This is a genomic window from Type-F symbiont of Plautia stali, assembly GCF_059731105.1.
This window is the reverse complement of sequence record NZ_AP035909.1, coordinates 2,384,085-2,406,083: the sequence shown is the minus strand read 5'-3', so window position 1 is coordinate 2,406,083 and position 21,999 is coordinate 2,384,085. Positions and strand designations below refer to the sequence as shown.

The window sequence follows — 21,999 nt, the reverse complement described above, 5'->3', positions numbered from 1 at the left end:
TTCTAATCCTAAGTATACACCGGGTGCGACTGGTTCCAGACCTAGTGCCGGGATAGAACCTAAGAATTCTTTGTCGCTCTTTGAGGATTCGACTGCTACAAAAGATCCTAAGATAAGACTATCAATTGATAATGATGGAAATATTCATCGATTCTTTAACACTAACAAAGATGGCTCTGGCACTTATCATTGGAGTGGTAGCACTAGTGATAGTAAAAATGCTTTAGGTAACAAAGAGCTGGGTAGCTTCAACAAAGAAATTAAAGAATTGAAGGGTAAAAAATGATCTTTGGCCAACCTTTTGAATTTGCTGTTTTTTATGAGGTTTTAGAAAAAACAGAGGATAACTACTGGAAGTATGGAATCTTTAGTTTTTTTATTGAGGATGAAATATATCCGTCGAAACGATCAAACTATACATTGCATATGGCTATTAATTATTTAAAAGATAGCCTGCAAGAAATAAATAGCTGTAAAAGTGTCGGTCTATCCTTGTCAGAAAATACGTCTGAATTGATAACGCAGCTGGCTCATTCACATGGTATGCTTCTTGATAGTGATCCTGATGATCTTGAAGTACCTGATTCTGAAACGTTTGGGGTTTTTTTAAGCCCTGTTGAAATATCAGATGTCGGATTTTATTTATTTTATTATCCCAAAGATAACGATGAAGAGTGTTTAATATATAGTTCAGATTATGGCAGCACTGCTAAAAAAACCACCTTAAAGAAAGGAACGGTCAATAACGTGCTCCAAAAACTTCCCTATCATGAAGCTATATAGAAATAAATCCCAGCCCCGCCTGAAGTGAACCCGAAAGTTGGACATCCAACAAACAGGGGCTCACTTCAAACCGGCTGGGATTTTGCTTTTTATCAGCCAGTTACCCTTCAGCCGCCAGCCGGATAATCAACTGTCCAGGCCCGGTGATCACCTCGATCTTCTGCCCGATGGTAAATCCTAGCGCTTCCAGCCAGCGGCCCTTGATGGTGAGTTGTGGCAGCGGGTTCGTCTGGCCCCTGTTAGGCCGGTATCTGACTCTGTAATAATGCGCAGCGGTTGTGGCCGTGCGGGTCTCTGGCTTATGATGCGTGTCAGCCATAATTAACTCCCATATAGTTAGTTGTGGTCAGCGGCTGTTACGGGTTGCCGCCCGCTTCAGCCGCGCTAAATATCGCTCGTTATGGGCTTGCTGTGCTTTCTTTCCTGTTTAAATATACACCTTCTGCTGCTCAAACTCGCTGAAAGCTGAGTAATAACCTGCGAGATGACTCTGAAAACGGATTTTTTTTCAGCTCTGCATTTCGCTTATCCCTTCTTCCTTTAGCCTCCCGGAATATCTGTTACGGATAAACTTTCATACTGCATATCCGTGTTAACCCGCCTTCACTCTGTACTGCGGATTGCGCCTCTGCTGATTATAAAATCAGTCATAGCGGCGGCAGCATTACGCTGTCGAATGGCGCTGGCATGGGTAAACAGATGCTTGCTAACGCCGCCTCCAACATACATGGCGGATGGTATGCTGGCGGGGCTGAGCGTAAGCGGCTACGTGAACAACGTGAACAGCACCATGAAGTCAGCGGTATGCGAAGGCATCATATTATCTGCGATAAGTTAAAACAGGTGCAGGACGTTTCAGACCTCAGCAGTGACGTGGCGAATCCGAATCTTATTCTTTAGCTTAGCGCCGCCAGAGTGAAGTAGCATTACCGAATTAATGCGGCTTAGCAGGATCCAATTTCTGCCGATAATGCGTTCATCGTTAGCCTGCAGCTACTCTGCTCGCACTTTCTGAAGTCTTACCTCTGCCTGTAGGTAAATCGAATGAGATAAATATGATCTTAGATGGCCGTGATATACATACAGAATCTGATCTTCATCGTATTCTGGCTGAGATAATGGATTTTGGCCCCTGTTACGGCAGGAATCTGGATGCTCTCTGGGATTGCCTGAGTAAAGATATTGAAAGGCCAATAATAATTACCTGGTGTCACTCAGATTTATCAAAAAAAGCCTGGAGAGCGGTTTGATAAAATCATCGAGGTTTTCGAAAGGGAAAGGCAGTAGGATATAGGTTTTTTCCCTGGAGGATAAATTTAATTACTGGCTCAAATAACCTCTTCTTAATATTCAGACTATGCGCTGAACAACTTTGCTTAATTCCCATGGATGTAAAAGATAAAAGCCTCATGCTTTCGCAACAGGCTTTTATCTTCCTTTTATCTCATCCTCAGTGCATCAATTGGCTAATCACACCGGTCACGTCGAATTTTTTATTAACGACACCTTCCGCTGAAGCCTTGTCCACCAGCTGTGGCAGATATTTGACCAGCAGATTCAGTGCATCATCGGTGTTGATACCCAGGCGTGAAGCGAGCTGTTCAATCGCTTCTGAGTGAATCATCTTCTGCACCATGTCACGGCTCAGGGCAACATTCTCCTCATTGCCGAGCCAGGAGTTCACTACCTCACTGTACTCACCACTCTGAAGATGGTTCACAATCGCGTGTAAACCGCCTTGCTGCTCAACCCACTCCAGCACACCTTTTACTTCCTGACTGGTCTGATTATTCAGGCCGCACATGGCCAGCACCTGGTCCAGTAAAACCATTCCGTTATTCCCCGATTTAAAAGATATCAGGACTGCCTGCAGGCTCTGATTTTATGAATGATGAACAGCACGATAACTGATCCCGCTGTCGCAATAGCAATGCTGTATATATTGAAACCGCTGACCTTGCCAAAGCCCAGAAAGGTGCTGACTAACCCGCCAGTCAACGCACCCACAATACCGAGTATCATGGTAATGAAAATACCCATATGTTCCTTACCCGGCATAATACATCTGGCGATGATGCCGGCCAGCAACCCAAATACTACCCATGACAATAGACCCATTTCCTGCATCCTTTATTTTTTATTAATCCTATCAGCGTTTAACTGTGGTTTAATTCGTCAATTAAGAGCGGGTGTATCGTACGCCGCCTGCCTTTTATCTGGCAATGGTGTTTTCTTAATTAAATTAAACGTATCGGAAACAACGGGAGAAGAATTATGAGCATTCTGGATAGTATTAAAAATATAGGTGAGGAGTTGTTAAATGCCGATAATAAGAATGTTGAAAATAAGCCTGATATCACCGCAGCAGGCAAGCGAACCTACACGGTAAAATCCGGTGACACGCTCAGCGCCATTGCAAAAGCATTCTACAGCGATGCCTCTCATTATATGAAAATCTTTGAGGCCAACAAAAATATTCTCAGCAATCCGGATAACATCGCGCCAGGTCAGGTGTTAATTATTCCGGAATAATCAGCAGCCAGCAGTTCACAGAGCGTGGCCTGCTGGTTTTTATTTGCCGCTTACAGTGATAAAGGATTTCTGACAGGGCAGAGAGCATTTACGGTGTTCTGGTTTAGTCAGCGTTGCGAGAAAACAGGGCTGTTGAGATGAACAAAGAGTGGGGCATCTGAAAAGCAAAAAAGTAGCTATCCGGGGATAGCTGCTTTTTCTAATCTGGCTCCTCTGACTGGGATCGCCTTTGCCAGTAACTGGCTAATATGCAAGCTAAACCCGAATTGCCATTCTGTCAAGACCACCAGAATGACCACCAATTTTGATCCCCCAAATGACCATGGGCTTTTCTGGCTCTGTTTAGCGCCGCTTTGTCGTTGGGCGAAGGCACCTGCAAAAAGCCGTGTGTCCACTGACTAATCTGTACCGGCTAAAGCCCTTTTTTACGGCAGTATTGCGCGAGCTCTGTTTCGCTGAGTGTGGCGGTTTCGATAATCACAGCCAGCTGGGCTTCGGCTGACCATTGGTCTGTGGTTTTGTCTGCACCCGGCACCAGTATTCCCTCTGCTTTCGCCTTGTTACGCCAGTAATGAAGGGTAGCTTCGGATATTCCTTCCATCTGTGCAACTGCGGTGACGGTCATGTTGTAGGGCGGTAGTAGTTTAGTCAGTGCGGCTGCTTTACGTTCTGGTGAAATTCGCTTCACTGTCTGTTCCCATCTTGTCATTAGTATTTTCGATGGGGGTGACAACTATCCTGACAGAGGGGGAGCTTGTGTAAGTGCAGGTTGCGTTAAATAATATAAGGCCAGCTTTTAGGGAGATGGCCTTATACTTTATAAACCTTATGCTAATAATTGACCTGGTTTATGGACAACATAAAACCTTAGGGCGGACTCCAACTTCAATACAGGAGGAAACAAACGATGACATTAACCAAAGTAATTGACTCTCGTGGGATGAAAGTTTTTTATCTTTAGCCTTATCTATCAATTTGTCAATATGTTCTTTGTTTACGAAATTAACAGCTAAAACAACTTCTCTTTGGCAATTAGGCGACGATACTATGTCTATTATGTGTTTTTTGACGTGACTGAAGTTGAAATTTGGAAGGTATGTTACCCTATTTATTTGAGAGTTAAAGCTTGGTATCTTCGGTTTATCTTTTGGGGTTTTTATTGATGGAGAGTATCCTTTTGTCCATAAACTCTTTTTATCTTCAATGTCTGAGTCGCTGAGAATGACTTTGCCCAAGTTTTTTATTGCCTGACTAACAACTTCTTGCATATCACTTGCACCGTGTGACTTTTTAGATTGTGCTTTACTATGGACAAGGGTAATACTTGGGGGCCCTGATTTTACTTTTTTGAAAATAAAGTGATCTGCCCACTCTTTACTACCTAAATCATCACAGATAATTATGTCTGATTGTTTTTCATAGTATTTCTCAACCTTATGGAATAGCGAGTGTGTTGGGAATTTTACGCTGTTTTTAGATATGAGTTTTTCTTCCTTTTCAGTACGTGCATACTTAAATGAATCAACGGCCTCATATATTCCCACTATAAAGCTAACGTTTTGAATCATGTTGGAGTCTTTGTAGAGTCTTTTATTTGTGTAAAAATAACTTAGTTCTGAAAAAGTTATATCAAAACATCCTTTTGAGTTTAAAAATGATATGATTGTTTTTCTTGTGTCATTGTCAGAGTTATATATGCTATATTTTGATAAGGCAGGTGATTTAAATCTAAATGAATTTTCATTTTTCTCTAAAAATAAGTAATTTTTAATGAGAGTATAGCTTTCCCCTTTTATTTCTTTTATAGTAAACATTTCCTTACTCGCTCTGAGTAAGCGTTTTCTCCTCTCGTCGGATATTGGTTTTGAATCATAATGTAACTCAAGACTTCCATCTATAGTTTCAATTAATCTATTAGCATTAATTAAAACACCAGTTGGGATGATTTCAGGTGGTAATTTCTTTAAATCTACAGATGATGAAAATTGCTCCATGAACTTATGGGTTTTGTTTTTTTCAATTCGCAATTTAAAACTGAAGCACCAATTTACTATGTTTTTAATTGAATCTTTTATGGAGTACTCTGTTATTCTGTTAGTGTTGATTGAAATTGAATAATTGCTTTTGCTTTCACTGAATTTAGCCGTTCTTGGAATTAACCTGTGGCTATTAAATGTCGGGAGGGAGTCTATGAGATTATGTGCTTCGTATGATTTTCTTAGTATATCGTATTTTCCGACAGACATCCCATTTACAGATAGTTTTTCACAGCAAGGATTGTTATTTTCATCTATATAGCTACTTAATTCACTGCTGGTAAAAAGATCCAAATATTCATTTAGTTCTGTAAATGGGTCTGAACAATTTTTTTGAAAAATAGCAAGATATTTGTCAAATTCGACTAGTATGATAAAGGCATGTTTTGTTTCCCTTGTATTTTTTAAAAAGCTAACCTTGCTTTCTATTTTAAAGCAGGCTGAAGATATTCTTGCGGTTTTACTTGAGTTAATTTTTAGTGTTTTTTTTATTTCATAGTAAAGGAAGTCGTCTTTTTTTTCTTTTGAAATATAACTAAAGCAATCTTCTATTTTTTTCTTTCTTAAGGTTTTTTTTAGCTTGTAAAACTTTGCTGATTTTGGGATTTCGAAATCCTGTAAATGAATTTTCATTATATCTCCAGGGATTAAGTCAAACCTTCAAAGGATATGTGATGATACTTATAATTTTTTGTATGGCAAGGGTTTTGTTGCCATTTTAAAGTAAGGTTTTGGTATGATAGTCTTCATCTTTTAAAGTTTATTCATTTTTTAAATATGATATTTTTATATTGCCATCGCCTTTAGTTTTAATGAATTATATCCTTATGGGCATGATGATTGACTCTGACCCAAAATCCCGCTCCATTCAGAAACAGAATTCCGGCATGATAAACACTCCCCAGAACGGAGGTGGTGCCGATGAAAAAGTCACGATTCACCGAAGAGCAGATTGTCTTTGCCCTGAAGCAGGCCGAGCTGGGAACGTCCGTGCCGGATGTCTGCCGTAAGCTGGGCATTTCTGATGCCACGTTCTATACGTGGCGTAAGAAATACGGCGGTATTTCCCCTCCTGAAATCAAACACATGCGGCAACTGGAAGAGGAAAATCTGCGACTGAAGAGGCTGGTTGCCGATCTGAGCCTCGACAAGGCGATGCTGCAGGACGTGCTGGCAAAAAAGAGCTGACGCTGGCACGCCTGCGCGAATGGGTCAGGGATTTGCAAGCCCGCTATGGGGCCAGCGAGCGGCAGATCTGTTTTGCACTACGGATCAGCCGCAGCTCTTTCCGCTACCGCTCTGTGGCGGCAGACGACAGCGCGCTCCGCCTTCGTATCAGGGAGATCACTGAAACCCGGGTCCACTATGGCTACCGCAGGGTTCACGTCATGCTCAGGCGGGAGGGCTGGCGGGATAATCATAAACGCATTTACCGACTCTATCGCGAGCAGGGTCTGTCCCTGCGTCTCAAACGCCCACGTCGAAATAAATCGGCACAGCGGCGACAGCCCCAGCCTCAGGGGTTGTATCCAAATCATGTCTGGGGCATGGATTTTGTCTCTGACGCCTTATTTGACGGGCGTCGGTTACGTCTGCTGACGGTCATTGAACTCTACACGCGCGAATGCCTGGGGATTTACGTAGGCCAGAATCTGCGCTCAACGGAGGTCGCAGAGATGCTGAACACCATTGCGCTCAGACGTCCTTTACCACAGTTGCTGAAAACCGATAATGGCTCTGAATTTGCAGGAAAAATGCTGGATAAGTGGGTATATGAGCGAGGGATCCGTATAGACTTCTCACGACCGGGAACGCCAACGGATAATGCCACAGTGGAGTCCTTCAACGGCAGGCTGCGGCAGGAGTGCCTGAACGAGAAATGGTTCATGTCACTGGAGGATGCACGGTGCAAAATCGAAGCCTGGCGCATACACTATAACCAGAGACGTCTTCATTCTGCGCTGGGCTGGATGACCCCGTCCGAATTTGCTGAAAAGTCTGTCGGTTGCCAGAACATGCAACCAACATGAAGCCGGTTATTCCTGATTATGACTGGAGCATATTCGGGGTCAGGGTCATCAACCGACATTACTAACTGATTATTGTGTTTAATACTGGGGGCAGGTCAGGGCTTCTCTAAATATTGATCCTCTGACTGAGATCGCCTTAGTCAGCCATGGGATGACCAATTAGCTAATTATGCCTGAGATTAACCAGAAAGTGGTATATCGTGACAGGTTTCGTGTTCCGAAGCCTCACCTCTTTCAGGATAACCAGGGTATCGGTTTTATCTCCCACGACGTTAAAATGCTCTAAATATTTAAAGCCATTATAGCTCCTGTTATAGCACTCTTTATGATACGTATCCGTCAGTGCAATGAAGTTATTGACGCTACACCAAGCAAAAAAGATGACCGTATCGAGTGATTGCTGATCATAAAGGGTAATTTTATCAATATGTTGTTTGATGTTATCACGATTCAAGCCTGTAAGGTTGAAGGCTTCCCCAATGGCTACCCGGCAAGAATTTCTTTGTGTGTAGAAGAAAAAGTCTATCTCGCCCGGAGCCTTGCCTCCGGGGCTTATACCTGATGGTTCCTGTTCGTGACAAGTGATACCGGCATATGTACCTCGATGCTTAAAAAGCGAGGCAAACCAGTTGTTGATAGCATTTTCATTGATGAGACTGTATTTTCCATTATCGTCTTTCTTGTTTAAATTAAATTTCATTCTTAACAGTTCACCGACGACCTCTCTAACATTTTCGAATAAGAAAGATTCGGTTGAGGGATTGTTGGCATTGATGATCAGGTCTATGTCAGATAGCGAGTGCGTAAATATTTGGCTATATGCACTCGCTAATTCATCTATAGTTTTTGGCGCGGAAAAATATTTTTTCGCCACCGCCATAGTGATTTCTGTATTCAGATCATCTGCAATGCCATTTTGAATATTAGTACGTAATTTAATCAGCTCGGCATCATCCAGTGGGGTCCTATGATAGTGTTCCCATTCATTCATTATTTCAATTGCCTGACTCCGATGATTCTGCCTGTGTTGTCTTTGTACGTAAATTTTGGTGATTGCTATTGTATATTTCTGGCATGGCAATAAATCACCCCAAAGAACGTCAATTTTTTCATTGTTTTCAAGTTTATATAGGCATGCCATCCAAGCCTGAACAAAAACGTCTTCTATTACAGTAGGCAAAGTGTCCTTGCAGGCGCGTAACCATTCATCCAGCACAGTTTGGTAGGAAGCCACATCCGCATTGGTTTTGACTAACAAATTGAATTTGGCGGAGAGTCGATTGCCGGCATAAAAAAGAGATTTTGTCTGCAGATATAAATTGTCATAAATATCGCTGGCGCGTTTAGAGTTGCTATCGATATACAATGTTGCAAGACAATTTCTGCGGAAATGATCACAATCAGTGCTATGGCTAACACTAATGTCTTGAACGTCGAGGTTATTTATTTGCTCTTCTTTTTCTGTTGAGGAGAGTAATGCATTATTGCAGATGGTTAGGGTTTTTACCTTGTATTCAATGGATTTCCAGAAGTCAATGGTTTGCTGATTTAAATATCTTGGTTGTTTATTGTAAAGTAGATCATTGGCTTGGGATAAAAGTTTTTCTGCATAGTCCATATAGTTATGGGTGCAGGCGAGGTTTAATGTTTTTATTATTTCATCTAATCCACTATTCGATAGTGTTTGGAGGTTGCCAGTGTAATGTTTTTCTATAAGAGATTTCACTCTCTGTTGTCTTTTTTTACGATTGGAGTGATGTAATAGCGAAAAAGCAAATTCAGCGTCAGGATGATCTTTCAGAAATGAGATTATACTTTCGAAGTTATCATCAGACCATGTGTCTACATTAGAGATAAGCAGGTGCCATAACGAGTAGTCTCCAGCAATAGAACCAAGGAACAATCCTTTTAGGCCATCATCAAAATCACCATAGGTACTATTTATTATCTTTAAGCACTCTCGATGAACAACATTGATGGCGGCACTATCTCGGTCTTTTTTAATCATATTCAACATGATCTGAAAATGACAGCGGCGAATTTGCAGATATGAATATTCACTGATATTTAAATCGGAATGTTGTCTGAAGAATTTAGTTCGGGTTCCAACAAGCATTCTGTATCGATCTAGCTGTCGCTCACTGAGTCGCCACCAGGGTAAGTTATCTAATAAGCTACAGACCCTTAGGTGTTTATTAGCATTGATAGATTCTCCGCTTAATCCATACTCAACGATATGGTAGATTTGATCTTCCAGCATGGAAATACAATCTGTACTCATTTCACCAGGGAAGTTCTGATGCTTTTCAAGAAAACGAAAGAGTAGATAGAGCCTGCCTGATATTGAAGTTCTAGCTTCAAGTCGATCGGGTTCAATTATATATTCTTGAATGCTCACAAGATATTGGACCGCTATTTTATCGAGGAGCGTATCCAGAATCGTTTTCTCGTAATTAGGCATGCCATTCCAGTCATTACGAATTGATGATTTACTCAATGTTTCAAGCAGTAAGCCAAGTTGTTGGCTTTCATTTTTGGAGAGTATGTTGTCAGTAAAATAGTGCCGGGAAAATTCATCACATACTTTGTCGAATATATGAGTGGCAAGGGTAGTATCCCCTTTGGGATGATGACTATCAAACAGTCGTAAAATCATATTTTTATAATATAAAACGGCGAGGCAGGCAGTATCTTTTCGTTGTAATAAATAATAGATATAGGCCGGGTTGTCGTGTTTTAATGCGCAAAGCAGTATATACTTCAACTCAGGATTTGTATCGGCAAGCGCAAATAATTTGTCCGTATAGCCCGATGTACTAAAGGAGTTATTATCTGCATGAAGATCAATGCTGATAATATGTAGCGGCAGGAAAAAATAGCGGCTTAATGTGTTAAATCCCAAGTCAGTCCAGCCTGAATAGTTTGCTTTTAACACGAAATCCAACGGCGCAGGTGATGTCGTTTCTAAATAGGTGACAAAGTCGGGGATAGTGAATCGATAGAATGGAGGGGCTTTATCTGTATCTGACTCGTTTTCAGCATGGTCTATATGCCAGGTTGAATCTGACATACAGAGCCAGTTGGCTGTCAATGTCTTGGGAGATACGTTGAGCTGTTTATCATGTTCTATTTTTTCTAACGCAGTTTGTGCAAGTCGATCTTTTTGCTCGTAACTGAGTTTGTTAATATCTATTTGGGTAAGAAATAGCTTGGGGAAAACTTGCGTAATAAGTAGCCATTTGTCAATGTCAAAGATGATTGCGCATCCATCTTCTTGTGGACTGGAAAATAATTCAGCAACAAGATTATCATGCAATTGCCGATAACCACTCCCGTATTTTAATTCTATAATATAATGGTCGTCACAAATTTCAATTTCTTTCAGATTTACCAGATTTACGTTAATCTCTTTGGCAGATAATAATTCTTCGGCTTTTGATCTGCTGATCGTGAAGTAAGGTTTAACGTCGTGAGCATAGAATACAGGATATAGTTTTTCTATGGTAGAGAGTAATTTTTTATTCTCGAACTGTTCTTCATCTGGAATTGAGCAGGGATTGAATTTACAATAGTCGTTGTAGAAGCTAAGGATTCCTGACTCTACCAACGCTTCAACAGTGACTTCACTCTTGAGGTTTAACTGATTTCCTTGTCTATCCGGCCAGGTTTTTTTTCCGCTAAGTAATTCATTTACATTTTCCCTATTCAACAGTAAGGGGGCAATGGTCGCATTGGCAAGCAGAGTGGCTAAGACAATGTCGCGCTGGATTTCATTTAAGGTCAGTAATTTTCTATCAGGGCCAGGGGATCTATCATGGTGTAGTTTAGAAAAGAGTTCTAAATATCTAAAGTTGTGCTGGGAGTGCATAATTTAATTCACCATTGAATATTGTATGTATAGTTATTATCTATTGGGAAAAGAGGACGATTTTATAGATTAATAATACATCATGTACATGATAGAAGAAAAGGCGCAGGTATCCATGCTGAAGAGGTTTACTGTTTTTTTTAATCAGACCAAAGCAAAAAGCCCACTTAAGTTTCCTTAAGCGGGCTTTTTGCAAAATTCTGGCTCCTCTGACTGGACTCGAACCAGTGACATACGGATTAACAGTCCGCCGTTCTACCGACTGAACTACAGAGGAATCGTTGGAACGAGGCGAATATTAACGGGGTCGCCCCGAGGTGTCAACAGCAAAAAATACATTATCATTCAACTGGCTAGGATTAACACAAAGCGATCGCGATTTAAGCAATTTGTACGCTGTCAGTGGCGATTCGGCTCAGGGGATCCTGCTGATAGAACTGACGCAGATGCTGATACATGGCCGGAAAGCGCTCAGCCAGCAGAACCGGGGCGGTAAAAAAGTATTCGGAGAGTACGGCGAAGCACTCAGCCGGATCGCTGGCGGCGTAGGGATCGATAGTTGCCGCCTGTTCTCCGACCAGCTCGACTTCACTCTCTATCTCCGCCATCGCAGCATGTAAATCCTTTTCCCATTGCGCCACGTCGCGCAGCGGGATCACCGGCACGCCGCTGGTGTAGCCACTGCCGCGCGCATCAAGTTTGTGGGCGACTTCATGGATCACCAGATTGAAACCAGAGAGATCGAAAGAGTCCTGAATATCGAGCCAGTTAAGCACCACCGGCCCCTGCGTCCAGCTCTGACCGGCGTGAACGGCAGGTGCACTGTGAACCAGCCCATCCTCATCCTGCCACTGATCGTCCACCTTAAACGGCTCTGGATAGATCAGCACATCATGAAAACCGTCCAGCCATTCCAGACCCAGTTTCAGCACCGGCAGAGAGAAGAGCAGGGCGATGCGCACGCTGCGCAGTTCATCCAGCGCTGTTCCTTCCAGCGGCACCAGCTTCTTCTGTTGCAGAAAGCGCTGCGCCAGCGCTGTAAGCACCTGCTGTTCGTCTTCACTGAGCAGGCTGAAGATAGGCTGGGCCAGCCCCTGCTGCCAGGGCAGCGCAGCCAGAAGGGTGTCGTTTTGCGTTTTCCAGGGCCATTTAAACATCGCAACTCCTGCACAGAACCGGACTCTTTCGCTATCCTGACGCGCCAGATATAAAAATGCCAGCATCGAATGCTGGCACCTTTGATCCGGCTGCAGGCCTGAGGGCTGTCTATTCAACCCGTTAGCGCGGCCGTTGTCTGTGATACAGCCCGCAAAGCGCAGGGCTGAAGGGCTAGTTGCGACCCACCCGCTGAAACTCAATCACCCAGACCCAGGGATTCACTTCCCAGCTGGTCGCGCCATACTGTTTTTGCCAGGCTTTGCGATAGGCCTCTTTCGGCGACTCTGAGTTCACGTTCATGGTGAAGAAGTTATTGAGGAAGTGCGAATCGGTCTGTACGCCCTCCGCCATAATGTCATCTTCGCTGATATCCTGAATCTTCTCAGCGCGAACGCCGGTGATCTCCAGATTGATGCGGCTGGCCCAGCGCGGCATGTGGATGGCGGTCTGCCAGCCAAACTCTTCCGCTTCCGGGGTACTCATCGCGTGCTGACCCAGCTCATTGCTATCGGCGCGGTACTGACAATATTCCGGCAGGCGGAACGGCGTCGGGTCACGCTCATATTCGGCCAGATCGCTCTCCGGCACCATCGGACCGCGCCAGGTTTCGCGTACCCACAGCAGATCACCCGGTTTGCCATAAGGACAGTGATAGCTGATGTCGCTCATCGACATCAGTTTATAGCCGTGCAGATGATTCGCACTGACATCAAAAGCGTGTACGCCTTCATGATGATCCTGACCCGGACCAAAAGCCTGAGTTTTCATAATGCGCCGGGTTTGCGTTTGCTGGCCAACCAACAGGGCACGGACACGCTGTTCGGAAAAAAGAATCGGCCGTTCTTTCATGGAATACCTCTTGTTATTAGTAAAACCCGGTTACTGCTGTATACGTCCATTTGCTTCACATCTCATAACTATCATAAAAGCTTTAAATCATTTTGCTTAATAATTTGTCGCCTGACAGTCACTTTAAAATTGTCACAGAGGTAGTCAGTATTCCGCAAAATGCAAAAAGTGCACCAGAGCTTATCATGCAACCTTCGCCAGACGACGAATAGCCGGGATACAGTACGTTATAACGGTAAAAATGGGAACCTTTTCAGATTTTTTCCCCTGTCAGCGGCCACACTTTTACAAATAATGACGTGACAAAAGCCTTTTTCGTACCCTTTGGCAAGGCTATCCTGTTCAGATTAAACATTACCCCCGTTAAACTAATCTTCTTAGCCACAATTTATTAAGGAAAGACTGAAAACCGATGAAATTGCGGTTATTGTCTGACAGAGATGCTATACAGATGATCCAGATCTCATTTTTCTGCCGGAAATCGCTGGCAGCCCCGCTCTTATCAACCGCTCTGTAAAAAAAATGTCATTAGCCAGTCGCTATGATGGCCTGACGTTCGCGCACCGATCACGACAGAGAACTGCTGTCGATCACCACAGGGAGATAGACTATGTCACTTACACTCTGGCAATCCCGTTATGAAAGCTGGTTTCAGGCGAACTGGGTCCATGACGACGGCGCGCACGATATCGCCCATCTGCGCCGTGTCTGGATGAGCGCACAGCGTATCCTGAACGGTACTCCCGCTGATCCGCTGGTGGTGCTCACCGCCTGCTATTTTCACGACGTGGTCAATCTGCCGAAGAATCATCCGGAACGTCATCTGGCCTCCACCTATGCCGCCACGGAAACCCAGCGCATTCTGCAGCAGGATTTCCTCGACTTCCCGGCTGAAAAGATAGAGGCGGTGATGCACGCTGTGAAAACCCACAGTTTCAGCGCCGGTATCCCGCCTCAGACCCTGGAAGCGAAAATCGTTCAGGATGCTGACCGGCTGGAATCGCTGGGCGCCATCGGGCTGGCACGGGTTTTCTATACCGCCGGGGCCCTGAACCGTCCGCTGTTCGACAGTCAGGACCCGCTGGCAAAAGATCGCGAACTGAATGATGCGCTGTGGACGCTGGATCATTTCCAGAAAAAGCTGCTGCGTCTGCCGGAAACGATGCACACGGAAGCGGGGCGGATGCTGGCTGAACATAACGCAGATTTCCTGGTGCGCTACATGGCGAAACTCTATGCAGAGCTCCAGGGTAATCTGGTGGGAATGGACGAGGCCGTACTGCGGGATTTCACGCCGCTGCGCAGTGAATATTAAATTTTTATGACAGTATGTTAATCGAAACGGTCATCCGGTAGCGTGTGAGCAATAACAAAAAAGGAGCTGCCTGATGACCGAAACTGTTAATTTAACGATTAAAATTGATCCTGAATTAAAAGAAACGATTAAACAGCTGGCGCTGGAAAACCAGATTTCCATGAGTCAGGAGATTGTGCAGCGGTTGCAGGCCAGTCTGGAAACGCATCCGCATCCGGCGATTGATAATCAGGACACTACCGAAGCGGCGGCGGAAGCCTCAGCCGCTTCTGATGCACAGGCCGATGGATTAAGCGCCAGCGAACTGAAACAGATACGGTTGCTGCTGAAAAAGCAGAGTAAGAAGAAGAAATAAACATGAAACCCGTCGCCAGACGGGTTTTTTTTGCATCAGGCTGGACTGTTTTGTGGTGAGACTGTGCCTGCGAAGAGAACAGGGTCAGATCGGAAAGACGCAAAAACCGTCATCCCTGACACGCTCGACCCGCGCCATCCCTGGCGCGGGACGCTTTCCTCTTCTGATCCTGTTCCCTGCGCGTTGAGCTTATTCGTTGCTGTTGAACTCGCTTTGTCTGGGCCTGCATCATCAGGTGGGTTTTCTTTTCAGGAATCAGGGGTTCAGCTGACGGATATGGGGCAGCAGCAGCTGCGCCACCGCGGCGAACACCGGGACCACCACCGAGTTACCAAACTGCTTGTAAGCCTGCGTGTCTGAGACCGGGATGCGGAACGGCTCGTGGCCCGGTACATCAAAGCCCATCAGCCGCGCACATTCGCGTGGTGACAAACGGCGCGGTCTGCGCGCCATGTTTGCGGCATCGTGAAACTCCGCTTCCCCCAGTGCGCTGTCCCAGCCGCGGTCAATCAGGATCTCCGAGCCATCTTTATAGTAGCGCGCCGACAGGGTGCGCACGCAGCAGTGCGGATTACGCGGATCGTTGAGGCCAAAGCCAAAGCCATTGCCTTTCGCCTTATGCTTTTTCGCATACTGATAGAGATAGCGCCAGAGCACCGGCGAGAGGATATATTTGTCATCCGGGTCGCTCTCCAGCAGGCTCTGCAGCGCAGGGACCTGAGCCGGGAAGAAGCGGCGGATATCGCGTAGCGTGAAATCCTGTTTTTTCAGGTCACGGCGGATCCCGACCAGCACAATCCGTTCGCGATGCTGCGGCAGGAAATGACGCGCATCGATCACTTTGGCATCCGGGCTGGTGTCACCGGCATCCGCGACGTCATAGCCCAGTTCATCCAGCGTCTCCATGATAATGGCGAAGGTGCGGCCCTTATCGTGGCTCTTGAGATTCTTCACGTTCTCCAGCACGAAGAAGGGCGGTTTCTTCGCGGCAAGGATGCGCGCCACGTCGAAAAACAGCGTCCCCTGCACCTGGCATTCAAACCCGTGTGCGCGGCCCAGCGCATTCTTTTTGCTGACACCCGCCAGTGAGAAGGGCTGGCAGGGAAAGCCCGCCAGCAGCACCTGATGATCGGGGATGGCAGCATCGATAGCGCGATAGATCGCCTCATCGTCGTTCAGGCCCGCTGGCTGTGTGACCTCACGGATATCGGTATTGAAGTGATGCTCCAGCGGATCGCTGTAGTGGTTAGCTTTATAAGTGCGAACCGCCTCTTTGTTCCATTCACTGGTGAAGACACACTTGCCGCCTATCGCCTCAAATCCTTTGCGAATGCCGCCAATCCCGGCAAAGAGATCGATAAAGCGAAATTCAGGATTATCATAATGGGCGGGCCGGGCCGGCAGCAGATCCTGCAGCAGAAGCTGTTCGGCTTCACTCAGCGGCGGCACGGCGCATTTGCCCTGGCGGATCCGGTTCAGGAGCGCGGGGCTCCAGCGGGAGAAGCCCGCCTGCTGCAGGCGGGCCGTAAGATCACGAACCGAATAGATTGCCAGGACCTGCTGTAAGCGATCGGACGCTTCAGGAAGTGAATGTGCAGCAGAAAGTGGTTCAGCGAGGGCGGCGGGATGCATGCGTTTTTCCTTAACAGTGAGGCGCCTATGCTATCACTCCTGAGGCAGTGAGGAAATTGCCCCGATGTGCCCTGAGCCGGCGCGCCGGAATCGTCTGTTTTTGCGGCGCACGTTGTGAAGGTTCGGTTGCCAGCTTTCGCTTTTCGTGGCGCAGACTAAAGTTGAATAACCAGCAAAAAAGGAGAGGCTATGGCTGATGTTCACTCCAGCGAAACACGCAGCAAAAATATGCGTGCCATTCGCGCTCAGGATACGGCCATTGAGCAACGTATTGCGCTGTTGCTGAAAGACCGGGGATTCAGCTTTCGTGTGCAGGATAAAAACCTGCCGGGACGGCCCGATTTTGTTCTCAACGACCAGCAGGCGATTATTTTTGTTCATGGCTGCTTCTGGCATCGCCATCACTGCTACCTGTTTAAACTGCCGGCCACCCGCACAGAGTTCTGGACGGGCAAGATTAACAGCAATGTTGAACGTGACCGGCGCTATGTGCAGCAGCTGCAGGCGAGTGGCTGGAAAGTGTTGATCATCTGGGAGTGCGCGCTGCGCGGCAAACTGCGGCTGGCGGATCAGGATCTGCTGGAGCGGCTGGAGGAGTGGCTGCTGGTCATGCCGGAGAGTGCCGAAATCGACCATCAGGGCATTCATCATTACAACGCTGATTGCTAATCAGAGTCATAATTGATTAGATCGACCTTTTCTCCGTGGCCAGGAAGGAGCCTGAGATGAGCAGCATAAAACTGACGGTAAAACGCCTTTACCAGCTTCGCGACGAGCGGATGGTGAATACCCGCGCCACTGCGCGGGTCTACAGCGGCGACAGGCTGATTGCCACAGAGGAGATCACCGGCATGACCGAAAGCCCGGTCAGCAAATACCTGCATGCTGAAGGAACAGCAGGCGAGACGATTCGGGTGGAGTGGGAATGTGAGGGCATCGCCGACATGACCGTAACGGAAATTGAGCGCTGCCCATGTTGTCAACATAACGAACCAGACTAAGGATACAATTTTGGCGGGAACCAGTTTACTGACTTTACTTGATGATATTGCAACACTTCTGGACGATATTTCCGTCATGGGGAAAGTGGCGGCGAAAAAAACGGCCGGCGTGCTGGGCGACGATCTGTCGCTGAATGCCCAGCAGGTCACCGGTGTGAAAGCCAACCGGGAGCTGCCGGTGGTATGGGGCGTGGCGAAAGGATCGTTTCTGAACAAACTGATCCTGGTGCCGCTGGCGCTGGTTATCTCTGCGTTTGCGCCCTGGCTGATTACGCCGCTGCTGATGCTGGGCGGAGCCTATCTCTGCTATGAAGGGGTCGAGAAGGTGATGCACAGCCTGCAGCATGACAAGCAGAGCAAATCGCCGGAGGCGCGCCAGCAGCGGCTTGATTCACTGGCGAAGCAGAACGCGGCAGAGTTTGAGAAAAAGAAAATCAAAGGCGCAGTGCGCACCGATTTTATTCTGTCGGCCGAAATCGTTGCCATTACCTTAGGCATCGTTTCCGAATCACCGCTGCTCAATCAGGTGATTATCCTGGCAGGCATCGCCATTCTGGTGACCATTGGCGTCTACGGCATCGTGGCGGCCATTGTAAAAATTGATGATCTGGGCTTCTGGCTGCGGGAGAAATCGTCGCGCGTTGCGCAGGGCATCGGCAGCGTGCTGCTGGCGGCGGCGCCCTGGCTGATGAAGATCCTTTCGGTCGTGGGCACCATCGCCATGTTCCTGGTGGGCGGCGGCATTGTGGTGCATGGCATTACGCCGCTGCATCACCTGATTGAAGAGGTCAGCGCTGGCTTCAGCGGCTGGATTGCGACGCTGCTCAGCAATGGCGCGAACCTGGTGCTCGGTTTTATCATTGGGTCGATCGTGCTGTTAGTGGTCAACCTTATTGCCAGAGTGCGTGGAAAATCGGTATAAAGCGCACTGCGATTTACGGTCAGGAGAATGACGATGAACGACGATATGTTTGAATTTGATATTGACGCACAGCTTGAGCAGGCAGAAGCGAAAGCAGAGAAAAAAGCCAGCGAAGTGCCGGACGATCTCGGTGATGAAGCCGATTGCGAAGGCTGTAAAATCTGACGTCAGCGTCGGTTCCTCATCAAAGCGGATAATATTTTTTATCCGCTTTTTTTATTTTCAATATATCCATCTGCTTAATTCCGAATTTGCCCTTTTTATGCGTGCCTTAACAGGCAGGAACCGCATTCGCCTGCTATAAAGAAAATAATCACTCAGGTTAATAAAAAGGAGCGCAGCATGGTTTTCGCAATCAGTGAAGAGGTTCAGCACAAGGAAGAAGGGCACACCATGGTGGTGACCGGCTACGCCAGTGGCATGGTCGAGTGTCGCTGGTACGACGGCTATGCGGTGCGCCGGGAAGCCTTTCGCAGCGATGAACTCTGCGCGCTGAATCCTGAGCAGCAGCTGGCGAGCTGAATCGCAGGCGGGCAGCGCGCCGCGAAGAACAGGCCCGTCAGGCTGCGGCGCTTTATCCCTGAAAGGCCTGCCACTCCGCAGGCCTGTTTTTCTATCCTGAAGCTTTATTGAGGCTCTGCGCCTCCACCGTCTGAACGCGGACACATTCCCTGTGCCGCTCCTGCTCAGACGTTGCCGTCGTTATCCTCCTCTACCGCCTGATAGATACGCTGCAGCACGTCAGGAAACGCTGACTGGACGCGGCTCCAGCTCGGAATAAAGGGCTTGTCGTTGGGACGTTCGATAAACGCCTGACCCGCCTCCAGAATCGACTGGGTAAACATCTCGACCGCCGCCTCTTCCACATGCTGATCGAACTTCAGGCCATTCATGACCGCTTCGTGGTTGTAGGTCTCCATCATATCCAGCGCATTGCGGTAGTAGGTCGCTTTCAGCACCCGGAATGAGTCGCTGGTGAGCGGAACGCCCATAGTGGCCAGCTTACGCAGCAGTGACTGAACAATGTCGCTGCTCATTCGCTTCAGGCCGCCTGTGCCATCATCTTCGGCCAGCGGCTGATGTTTATGGTCATAGTTATCGGCGATCTCGACCTGACACGACTGGCGGGTGGTGTAGTTGCGGTAAATCTCCGACAGCACGCCGATCTCCAGTCCCCAGTCGCCAGGAATTTTAATGCCGTTGAGGACATGGGTGCGCATGGCAAACTCGCCGGAGAGCGGATAGCGGAAGCTCGACAGGTAATCGAGATACTCTGAGTGGCCATAGACTTTCTGCAGCGAGCGCAGCAGCGGACCGACCAGCAGGCGGCCCACGCGGCCATTCAGCTTGCCGTCGGCCACGCGTGCATAGAAGCCCTTACAGAACTCATACTGAAACGCCGGGTTCGCCAGCGGATAGAGCAGACGTGCCAGCATGCCGCGCTCATAGGTGACGATATCGCAGTCATGCAGGGCCACACAGCTGGTGCGGTCGGAGGCCAGCGTGTAGCCGGTACAGAACCAGACGTTGCGCCCCTTACCCGGATTGGTGGGGGAGAGCCCCTCTTTATCCAGCTCCGCATCGATCGCCTTCAGCCGCGGGCCATCGTTCCACAGGATACGGTGGCGCTGCGGCAGCCGGGAGAAAAAGTCGCGGGCAAACAGGAACTGGTCGCGGTCGGCCCGATCCAGCCCGATCACAATTTCATCCAGGTAGGGCACTTTTGCCAGCTCATCGACGATATTGGTCAGTGCCGGACCTTCAAGTTCGGAAAACAGCGACGGCAGGATCAGCCCCATTTTGCGTTTGCGGGCAAAGCGAACCATCTCTTTTTCCAGCGACTCCACGCTGCGGTGGGTGAGGTTATGGAAGTTGGTGATTACGCCATTCTGATAAAAGTCACTCATCGCTTCATCCTTTTCATGCCCATGGGCAGCTCATTGAGGTTGAGTCAAAAAATAGTCGAGCCCTTCACGCCAGCCTTCAGGGCCGTGGTGAGCGGTGTGATAAACCTGCTGCTGATCGGTGCGGCTGAGGGTCACCGGCGTTTTACTGTAGCCTTTGATGACGACCGCATAATCCACCGTATCCAGCATCGGAGCGTCGTTTGGCCCATCCCCCAGCCCGATAGTGACGCGTGGCTCGCCGGGAGAGTGTGCCAGCAGCCAGCGCAGGGCTTCGCCTTTGCCACTGCCTGCCGGCATCACATGCCAGAAACGGCCGCCCTGAGTGAGCGCCAGCCCTTCTGCATGCAGTGCCTCATGAAACCGGTCAAAGGCCTCATCGCTGTCGCGCCAGACCACTACTTCTGACGCATCCCGCTGACGGGAGAGGGCCGCATCCGCTTCACTCAGACCGGTCATGGCGGCCACCTCCGGATCGGAGAAGTCGTGAAACCCGGTGAAGCGGAAGTGGCTTTTCAGTCCAGCCAGACGCTCACAGAGCGCCTCATAGCTGAGGGCGCTATCAGGCAGACGAATCCGTTGCTGATCCAGGGTCTGCACCACGGCACCGTTTTCCGCAATAAAGGGGGAACCGGCGATGCCGAGCTTTTTCTGCAGCGGGACAATTTCAGCTGCGGTCTTGCTGGAGCAGATGACCAGCGGCACCGCATGCTCCCGAAGTGTGGTCAGCCATTCCGTAGCCGCATCCCAGCGATAGCTGTGATGGTCGAGCAGTGAACCATCCAAATCGGTAATTACCATCAAGGGGTGCTGAAGATCGGGCATGAACAGGCTCCTTTCATCACGTTCGCCGCTAAAGCAGCGATTTTTCAATATTATAGTTGAATATGGCGCACACTTTTTTTCCTGCCACACCGGCCAGAAATCCAGGATTATTCTTAAAAACAGGCCCGCAGAAACGTGGGGGATGCAGGAATTGTGCAGGGCTAAGTGACTGTGCAGCGCGGTGTTTTTAATCTGTATCGCGTCAGCGTGAGTGGGGCGGTTGCAGAAACGTGCATATCTGATACTTGTTCAGTCCGGGCAATCAGGTATTCTGCAACGGTGTTAAGAATTCCCTGGTGTAACGAATTGAATTTTTACCCGGCTTCCATGCCGGGTATTTTTTTGAAATCGATTTCAGCGGTTAGCTTCACAGGCGCGACAGTCACTGATGTCGATCTCAAACGCCTCCCCCAGTTCGGCGCCGGAACGAATAAACTGACCATCAATCTCGCGTCGTGGCGACGGTCCCGCTTCCATAGCGTCCTGAATCTCACCCGATGTTCTGGCCTGAATCGCCGCCAGTAATCCTTCCATATCTACTCTGAGTTCGGCTGGCTGCGCCGCGCTGTCGTGCTTTTCCTCTGTCATTTTCAGACTCCTGAGAGCAAACAGAACTGTAAGTATAGAAGGCGGCAGAGAAAGGCGAGGAAGGGTTAATCGCAGATCAAAAAAAGCCCGCAGAGTGCGGGCAAAATCCTTGTTATTGCAGGTATGCTGCGCTGCCGGGGGGGCGATGCAGCAGGGAGAGTGTAACGGTCAGGCGCGTAAGAAATCCTGCCGTGCACTGTT

Annotated in this window: 23 protein-coding genes, 1 tRNA gene and 2 pseudogenes; 13 read left to right on the top strand and 13 right to left on the bottom strand. The window is 47.9% G+C overall.

Going from position 1 to position 21,999, the window contains the following annotated elements; all coding sequences use genetic code 11:
* The first annotated feature begins 70 nt into the window (after positions 1–70).
* Positions 71–286: a hypothetical protein gene (locus AC6I7A_RS11425; protein ID WP_230200873.1), complete on the top strand. Its 216-nt coding sequence runs from the start codon at positions 71–73 to the stop codon at positions 284–286.
* Positions 283–783 carry an immunity 42 family protein gene (locus AC6I7A_RS11420; RefSeq protein ID WP_498003629.1) on the top strand — a complete coding sequence of 167 codons (501 nt, stop codon included), beginning with the start codon at positions 283–285 and terminating at the stop codon, positions 781–783. Before AC6I7A_RS11425 ends, AC6I7A_RS11420 begins: the two co-directional genes overlap by 4 nt.
* A gap of 100 nt (positions 784–883) precedes the next feature.
* Here AC6I7A_RS11420 and AC6I7A_RS11415 read toward each other — a convergent pair whose 3' ends face one another.
* A complete protein-coding gene (locus AC6I7A_RS11415; RefSeq protein WP_058957669.1) occupies positions 884–1,102 on the bottom strand; it encodes a SymE family type I addiction module toxin in 219 nt (72 codons plus the stop codon).
* 368 nt (positions 1,103–1,470) lie between these two features.
* Between AC6I7A_RS11415 and AC6I7A_RS11410 the strand changes: the two genes are divergently transcribed.
* Together AC6I7A_RS11410 and AC6I7A_RS11405 are read left to right on the top strand one after the other, a co-directional pair.
* The gene (locus AC6I7A_RS11410) at positions 1,471–1,683 is read left to right on the top strand and encodes a hypothetical protein (RefSeq protein WP_058957670.1); all 213 of its coding nucleotides are present in this window, start codon (positions 1,471–1,473) and stop codon (positions 1,681–1,683) included.
* 155 nt (positions 1,684–1,838) lie between these two features.
* On the top strand, positions 1,839–2,033 hold the full coding sequence (locus AC6I7A_RS11405; protein ID WP_498003626.1) for a barstar family protein: 195 nt from the start codon (positions 1,839–1,841) through the stop codon (positions 2,031–2,033).
* Between the two features lie 200 nt (positions 2,034–2,233).
* Here AC6I7A_RS11405 and AC6I7A_RS11400 read toward each other — a convergent pair whose 3' ends face one another.
* Together AC6I7A_RS11400 and AC6I7A_RS11395 are read right to left on the bottom strand one after the other, a co-directional pair.
* Positions 2,234–2,614 (bottom strand): YidB family protein, encoded by a 381-nt coding sequence (locus tag AC6I7A_RS11400; RefSeq protein WP_058957671.1) that lies wholly within the window; start codon positions 2,612–2,614, stop codon positions 2,234–2,236.
* A 26-nt stretch (positions 2,615–2,640) separates the two neighbouring features.
* Positions 2,641–2,901, bottom strand: coding sequence for a GlsB/YeaQ/YmgE family stress response membrane protein (locus AC6I7A_RS11395; protein ID WP_058957672.1), 261 nt, complete (start codon positions 2,899–2,901; stop codon positions 2,641–2,643).
* Positions 2,902–3,141: 240 nt separating this feature from the next.
* Between AC6I7A_RS11395 and AC6I7A_RS11390 the strand changes: the two are divergent.
* Positions 3,142–3,315, top strand: a pseudogene (locus tag AC6I7A_RS11390) (LysM peptidoglycan-binding domain-containing protein); the annotation flags it as partial.
* 415 nt (positions 3,316–3,730) lie between these two features.
* Here the strand turns inward: AC6I7A_RS11390 and AC6I7A_RS11385 are convergent.
* Both AC6I7A_RS11385 and AC6I7A_RS11380 read right to left on the bottom strand, forming a co-directional pair.
* Positions 3,731–4,003 (bottom strand): annotated as a pseudogene (locus AC6I7A_RS11385) (transposase); the annotation flags it as partial.
* A 160-nt stretch (positions 4,004–4,163) separates the two neighbouring features.
* The gene (locus tag AC6I7A_RS11380; protein ID WP_498003624.1) at positions 4,164–5,984 is read right to left on the bottom strand and encodes a hypothetical protein; all 1,821 of its coding nucleotides are present in this window, start codon (positions 5,982–5,984) and stop codon (positions 4,164–4,166) included.
* Between the two features lie 288 nt (positions 5,985–6,272).
* Between AC6I7A_RS11380 and AC6I7A_RS11375 the strand changes: the two genes are divergently transcribed.
* A protein-coding gene (locus AC6I7A_RS11375) for an IS3 family transposase (RefSeq protein WP_498004861.1) occupies positions 6,273–7,381 on the top strand; the annotation gives its coding sequence in 2 pieces (ribosomal slippage) (positions 6,273–6,534 and positions 6,534–7,381; 1,110 coding nt in all).
* A 163-nt stretch (positions 7,382–7,544) separates the two neighbouring features.
* On the opposite strand, the gene AC6I7A_RS11370 is transcribed toward AC6I7A_RS11375, so the two are convergent.
* From AC6I7A_RS11370 to AC6I7A_RS11355, 4 genes are all read right to left on the bottom strand, one after another.
* On the bottom strand, positions 7,545–11,249 hold the full coding sequence (locus tag AC6I7A_RS11370) for a hypothetical protein (RefSeq protein ID WP_058957676.1): 3,705 nt from the start codon (positions 11,247–11,249) through the stop codon (positions 7,545–7,547).
* A 201-nt stretch (positions 11,250–11,450) separates the two neighbouring features.
* Positions 11,451–11,526, bottom strand: a tRNA-Asn gene (locus AC6I7A_RS11365).
* Positions 11,527–11,629: 103 nt separating this feature from the next.
* Positions 11,630–12,406 carry a DgsA anti-repressor MtfA gene (mtfA, locus tag AC6I7A_RS11360; protein WP_195910812.1) on the bottom strand — a complete coding sequence of 259 codons (777 nt, stop codon included), beginning with the start codon at positions 12,404–12,406 and terminating at the stop codon, positions 11,630–11,632.
* Positions 12,407–12,578: 172 nt separating this feature from the next.
* Positions 12,579–13,256: an ASCH domain-containing protein gene (locus AC6I7A_RS11355; protein WP_046102090.1), complete on the bottom strand. Its 678-nt coding sequence runs from the start codon at positions 13,254–13,256 to the stop codon at positions 12,579–12,581.
* A 610-nt stretch (positions 13,257–13,866) separates the two neighbouring features.
* On the opposite strand from AC6I7A_RS11355, the gene AC6I7A_RS11350 reads away from it, so the two are divergent.
* Both AC6I7A_RS11350 and AC6I7A_RS11345 read left to right on the top strand, forming a co-directional pair.
* Positions 13,867–14,571 (top strand): phosphohydrolase, encoded by a 705-nt coding sequence (locus tag AC6I7A_RS11350; protein WP_009089521.1) that lies wholly within the window; start codon positions 13,867–13,869, stop codon positions 14,569–14,571.
* Positions 14,572–14,644: 73 nt separating this feature from the next.
* Positions 14,645–14,926: an Arc family DNA-binding protein gene (locus AC6I7A_RS11345; protein WP_009089522.1), complete on the top strand. Its 282-nt coding sequence runs from the start codon at positions 14,645–14,647 to the stop codon at positions 14,924–14,926.
* Positions 14,927–15,181: 255 nt separating this feature from the next.
* Here AC6I7A_RS11345 and dcm read toward each other — a convergent pair whose 3' ends face one another.
* Complete coding sequence (gene dcm, locus AC6I7A_RS11340) at positions 15,182–16,558, bottom strand: DNA (cytosine-5-)-methyltransferase (protein WP_058957678.1); 1,377 nt, start codon at positions 16,556–16,558, stop codon at positions 15,182–15,184.
* A 189-nt stretch (positions 16,559–16,747) separates the two neighbouring features.
* Between dcm and AC6I7A_RS11335 the strand changes: the two genes are divergently transcribed.
* The 5 genes from AC6I7A_RS11335 to AC6I7A_RS11315 all read left to right on the top strand — a co-directional run bounded on the left by AC6I7A_RS11335 (position 16,748) and on the right by AC6I7A_RS11315 (position 19,003).
* Positions 16,748–17,227, top strand: a complete 480-nt coding sequence (locus AC6I7A_RS11335) for a very short patch repair endonuclease (protein ID WP_009089525.1) — start codon at positions 16,748–16,750, stop codon at positions 17,225–17,227.
* A gap of 56 nt (positions 17,228–17,283) precedes the next feature.
* Positions 17,284–17,559, top strand: coding sequence for a hypothetical protein (locus AC6I7A_RS11330; protein WP_009089527.1), 276 nt, complete (start codon positions 17,284–17,286; stop codon positions 17,557–17,559).
* A 10-nt stretch (positions 17,560–17,569) separates the two neighbouring features.
* The gene (locus AC6I7A_RS11325; RefSeq protein WP_009089528.1) at positions 17,570–18,481 is read left to right on the top strand and encodes a DUF808 domain-containing protein; all 912 of its coding nucleotides are present in this window, start codon (positions 17,570–17,572) and stop codon (positions 18,479–18,481) included.
* Positions 18,482–18,514: 33 nt separating this feature from the next.
* Positions 18,515–18,646 carry a hypothetical protein gene (locus AC6I7A_RS11320; protein WP_003854444.1) on the top strand — a complete coding sequence of 44 codons (132 nt, stop codon included), beginning with the start codon at positions 18,515–18,517 and terminating at the stop codon, positions 18,644–18,646.
* Positions 18,647–18,823: 177 nt separating this feature from the next.
* The gene (locus AC6I7A_RS11315; protein WP_009089530.1) at positions 18,824–19,003 is read left to right on the top strand and encodes a YodC family protein; all 180 of its coding nucleotides are present in this window, start codon (positions 18,824–18,826) and stop codon (positions 19,001–19,003) included.
* A gap of 164 nt (positions 19,004–19,167) precedes the next feature.
* Here the strand turns inward: AC6I7A_RS11315 and AC6I7A_RS11310 are convergent, their stop codons facing one another.
* The 3 genes from AC6I7A_RS11310 to AC6I7A_RS11300 all read right to left on the bottom strand — a co-directional run bounded on the left by AC6I7A_RS11310 (position 19,168) and on the right by AC6I7A_RS11300 (position 21,798).
* Positions 19,168–20,388, bottom strand: coding sequence for a glycosyltransferase family protein (locus AC6I7A_RS11310; RefSeq protein WP_009089531.1), 1,221 nt, complete (start codon positions 20,386–20,388; stop codon positions 19,168–19,170).
* Between the two features lie 30 nt (positions 20,389–20,418).
* Entirely contained in the window at positions 20,419–21,210 is a 792-nt protein-coding gene (locus AC6I7A_RS11305; protein WP_058957679.1) for a mannosyl-3-phosphoglycerate phosphatase-related protein, read from the bottom strand.
* A gap of 354 nt (positions 21,211–21,564) precedes the next feature.
* Positions 21,565–21,798, bottom strand: a complete 234-nt coding sequence (locus AC6I7A_RS11300; protein WP_058957680.1) for a DUF2525 domain-containing protein — start codon at positions 21,796–21,798, stop codon at positions 21,565–21,567.
* Between the last annotated feature and the right edge of the window lie 201 nt (positions 21,799–21,999).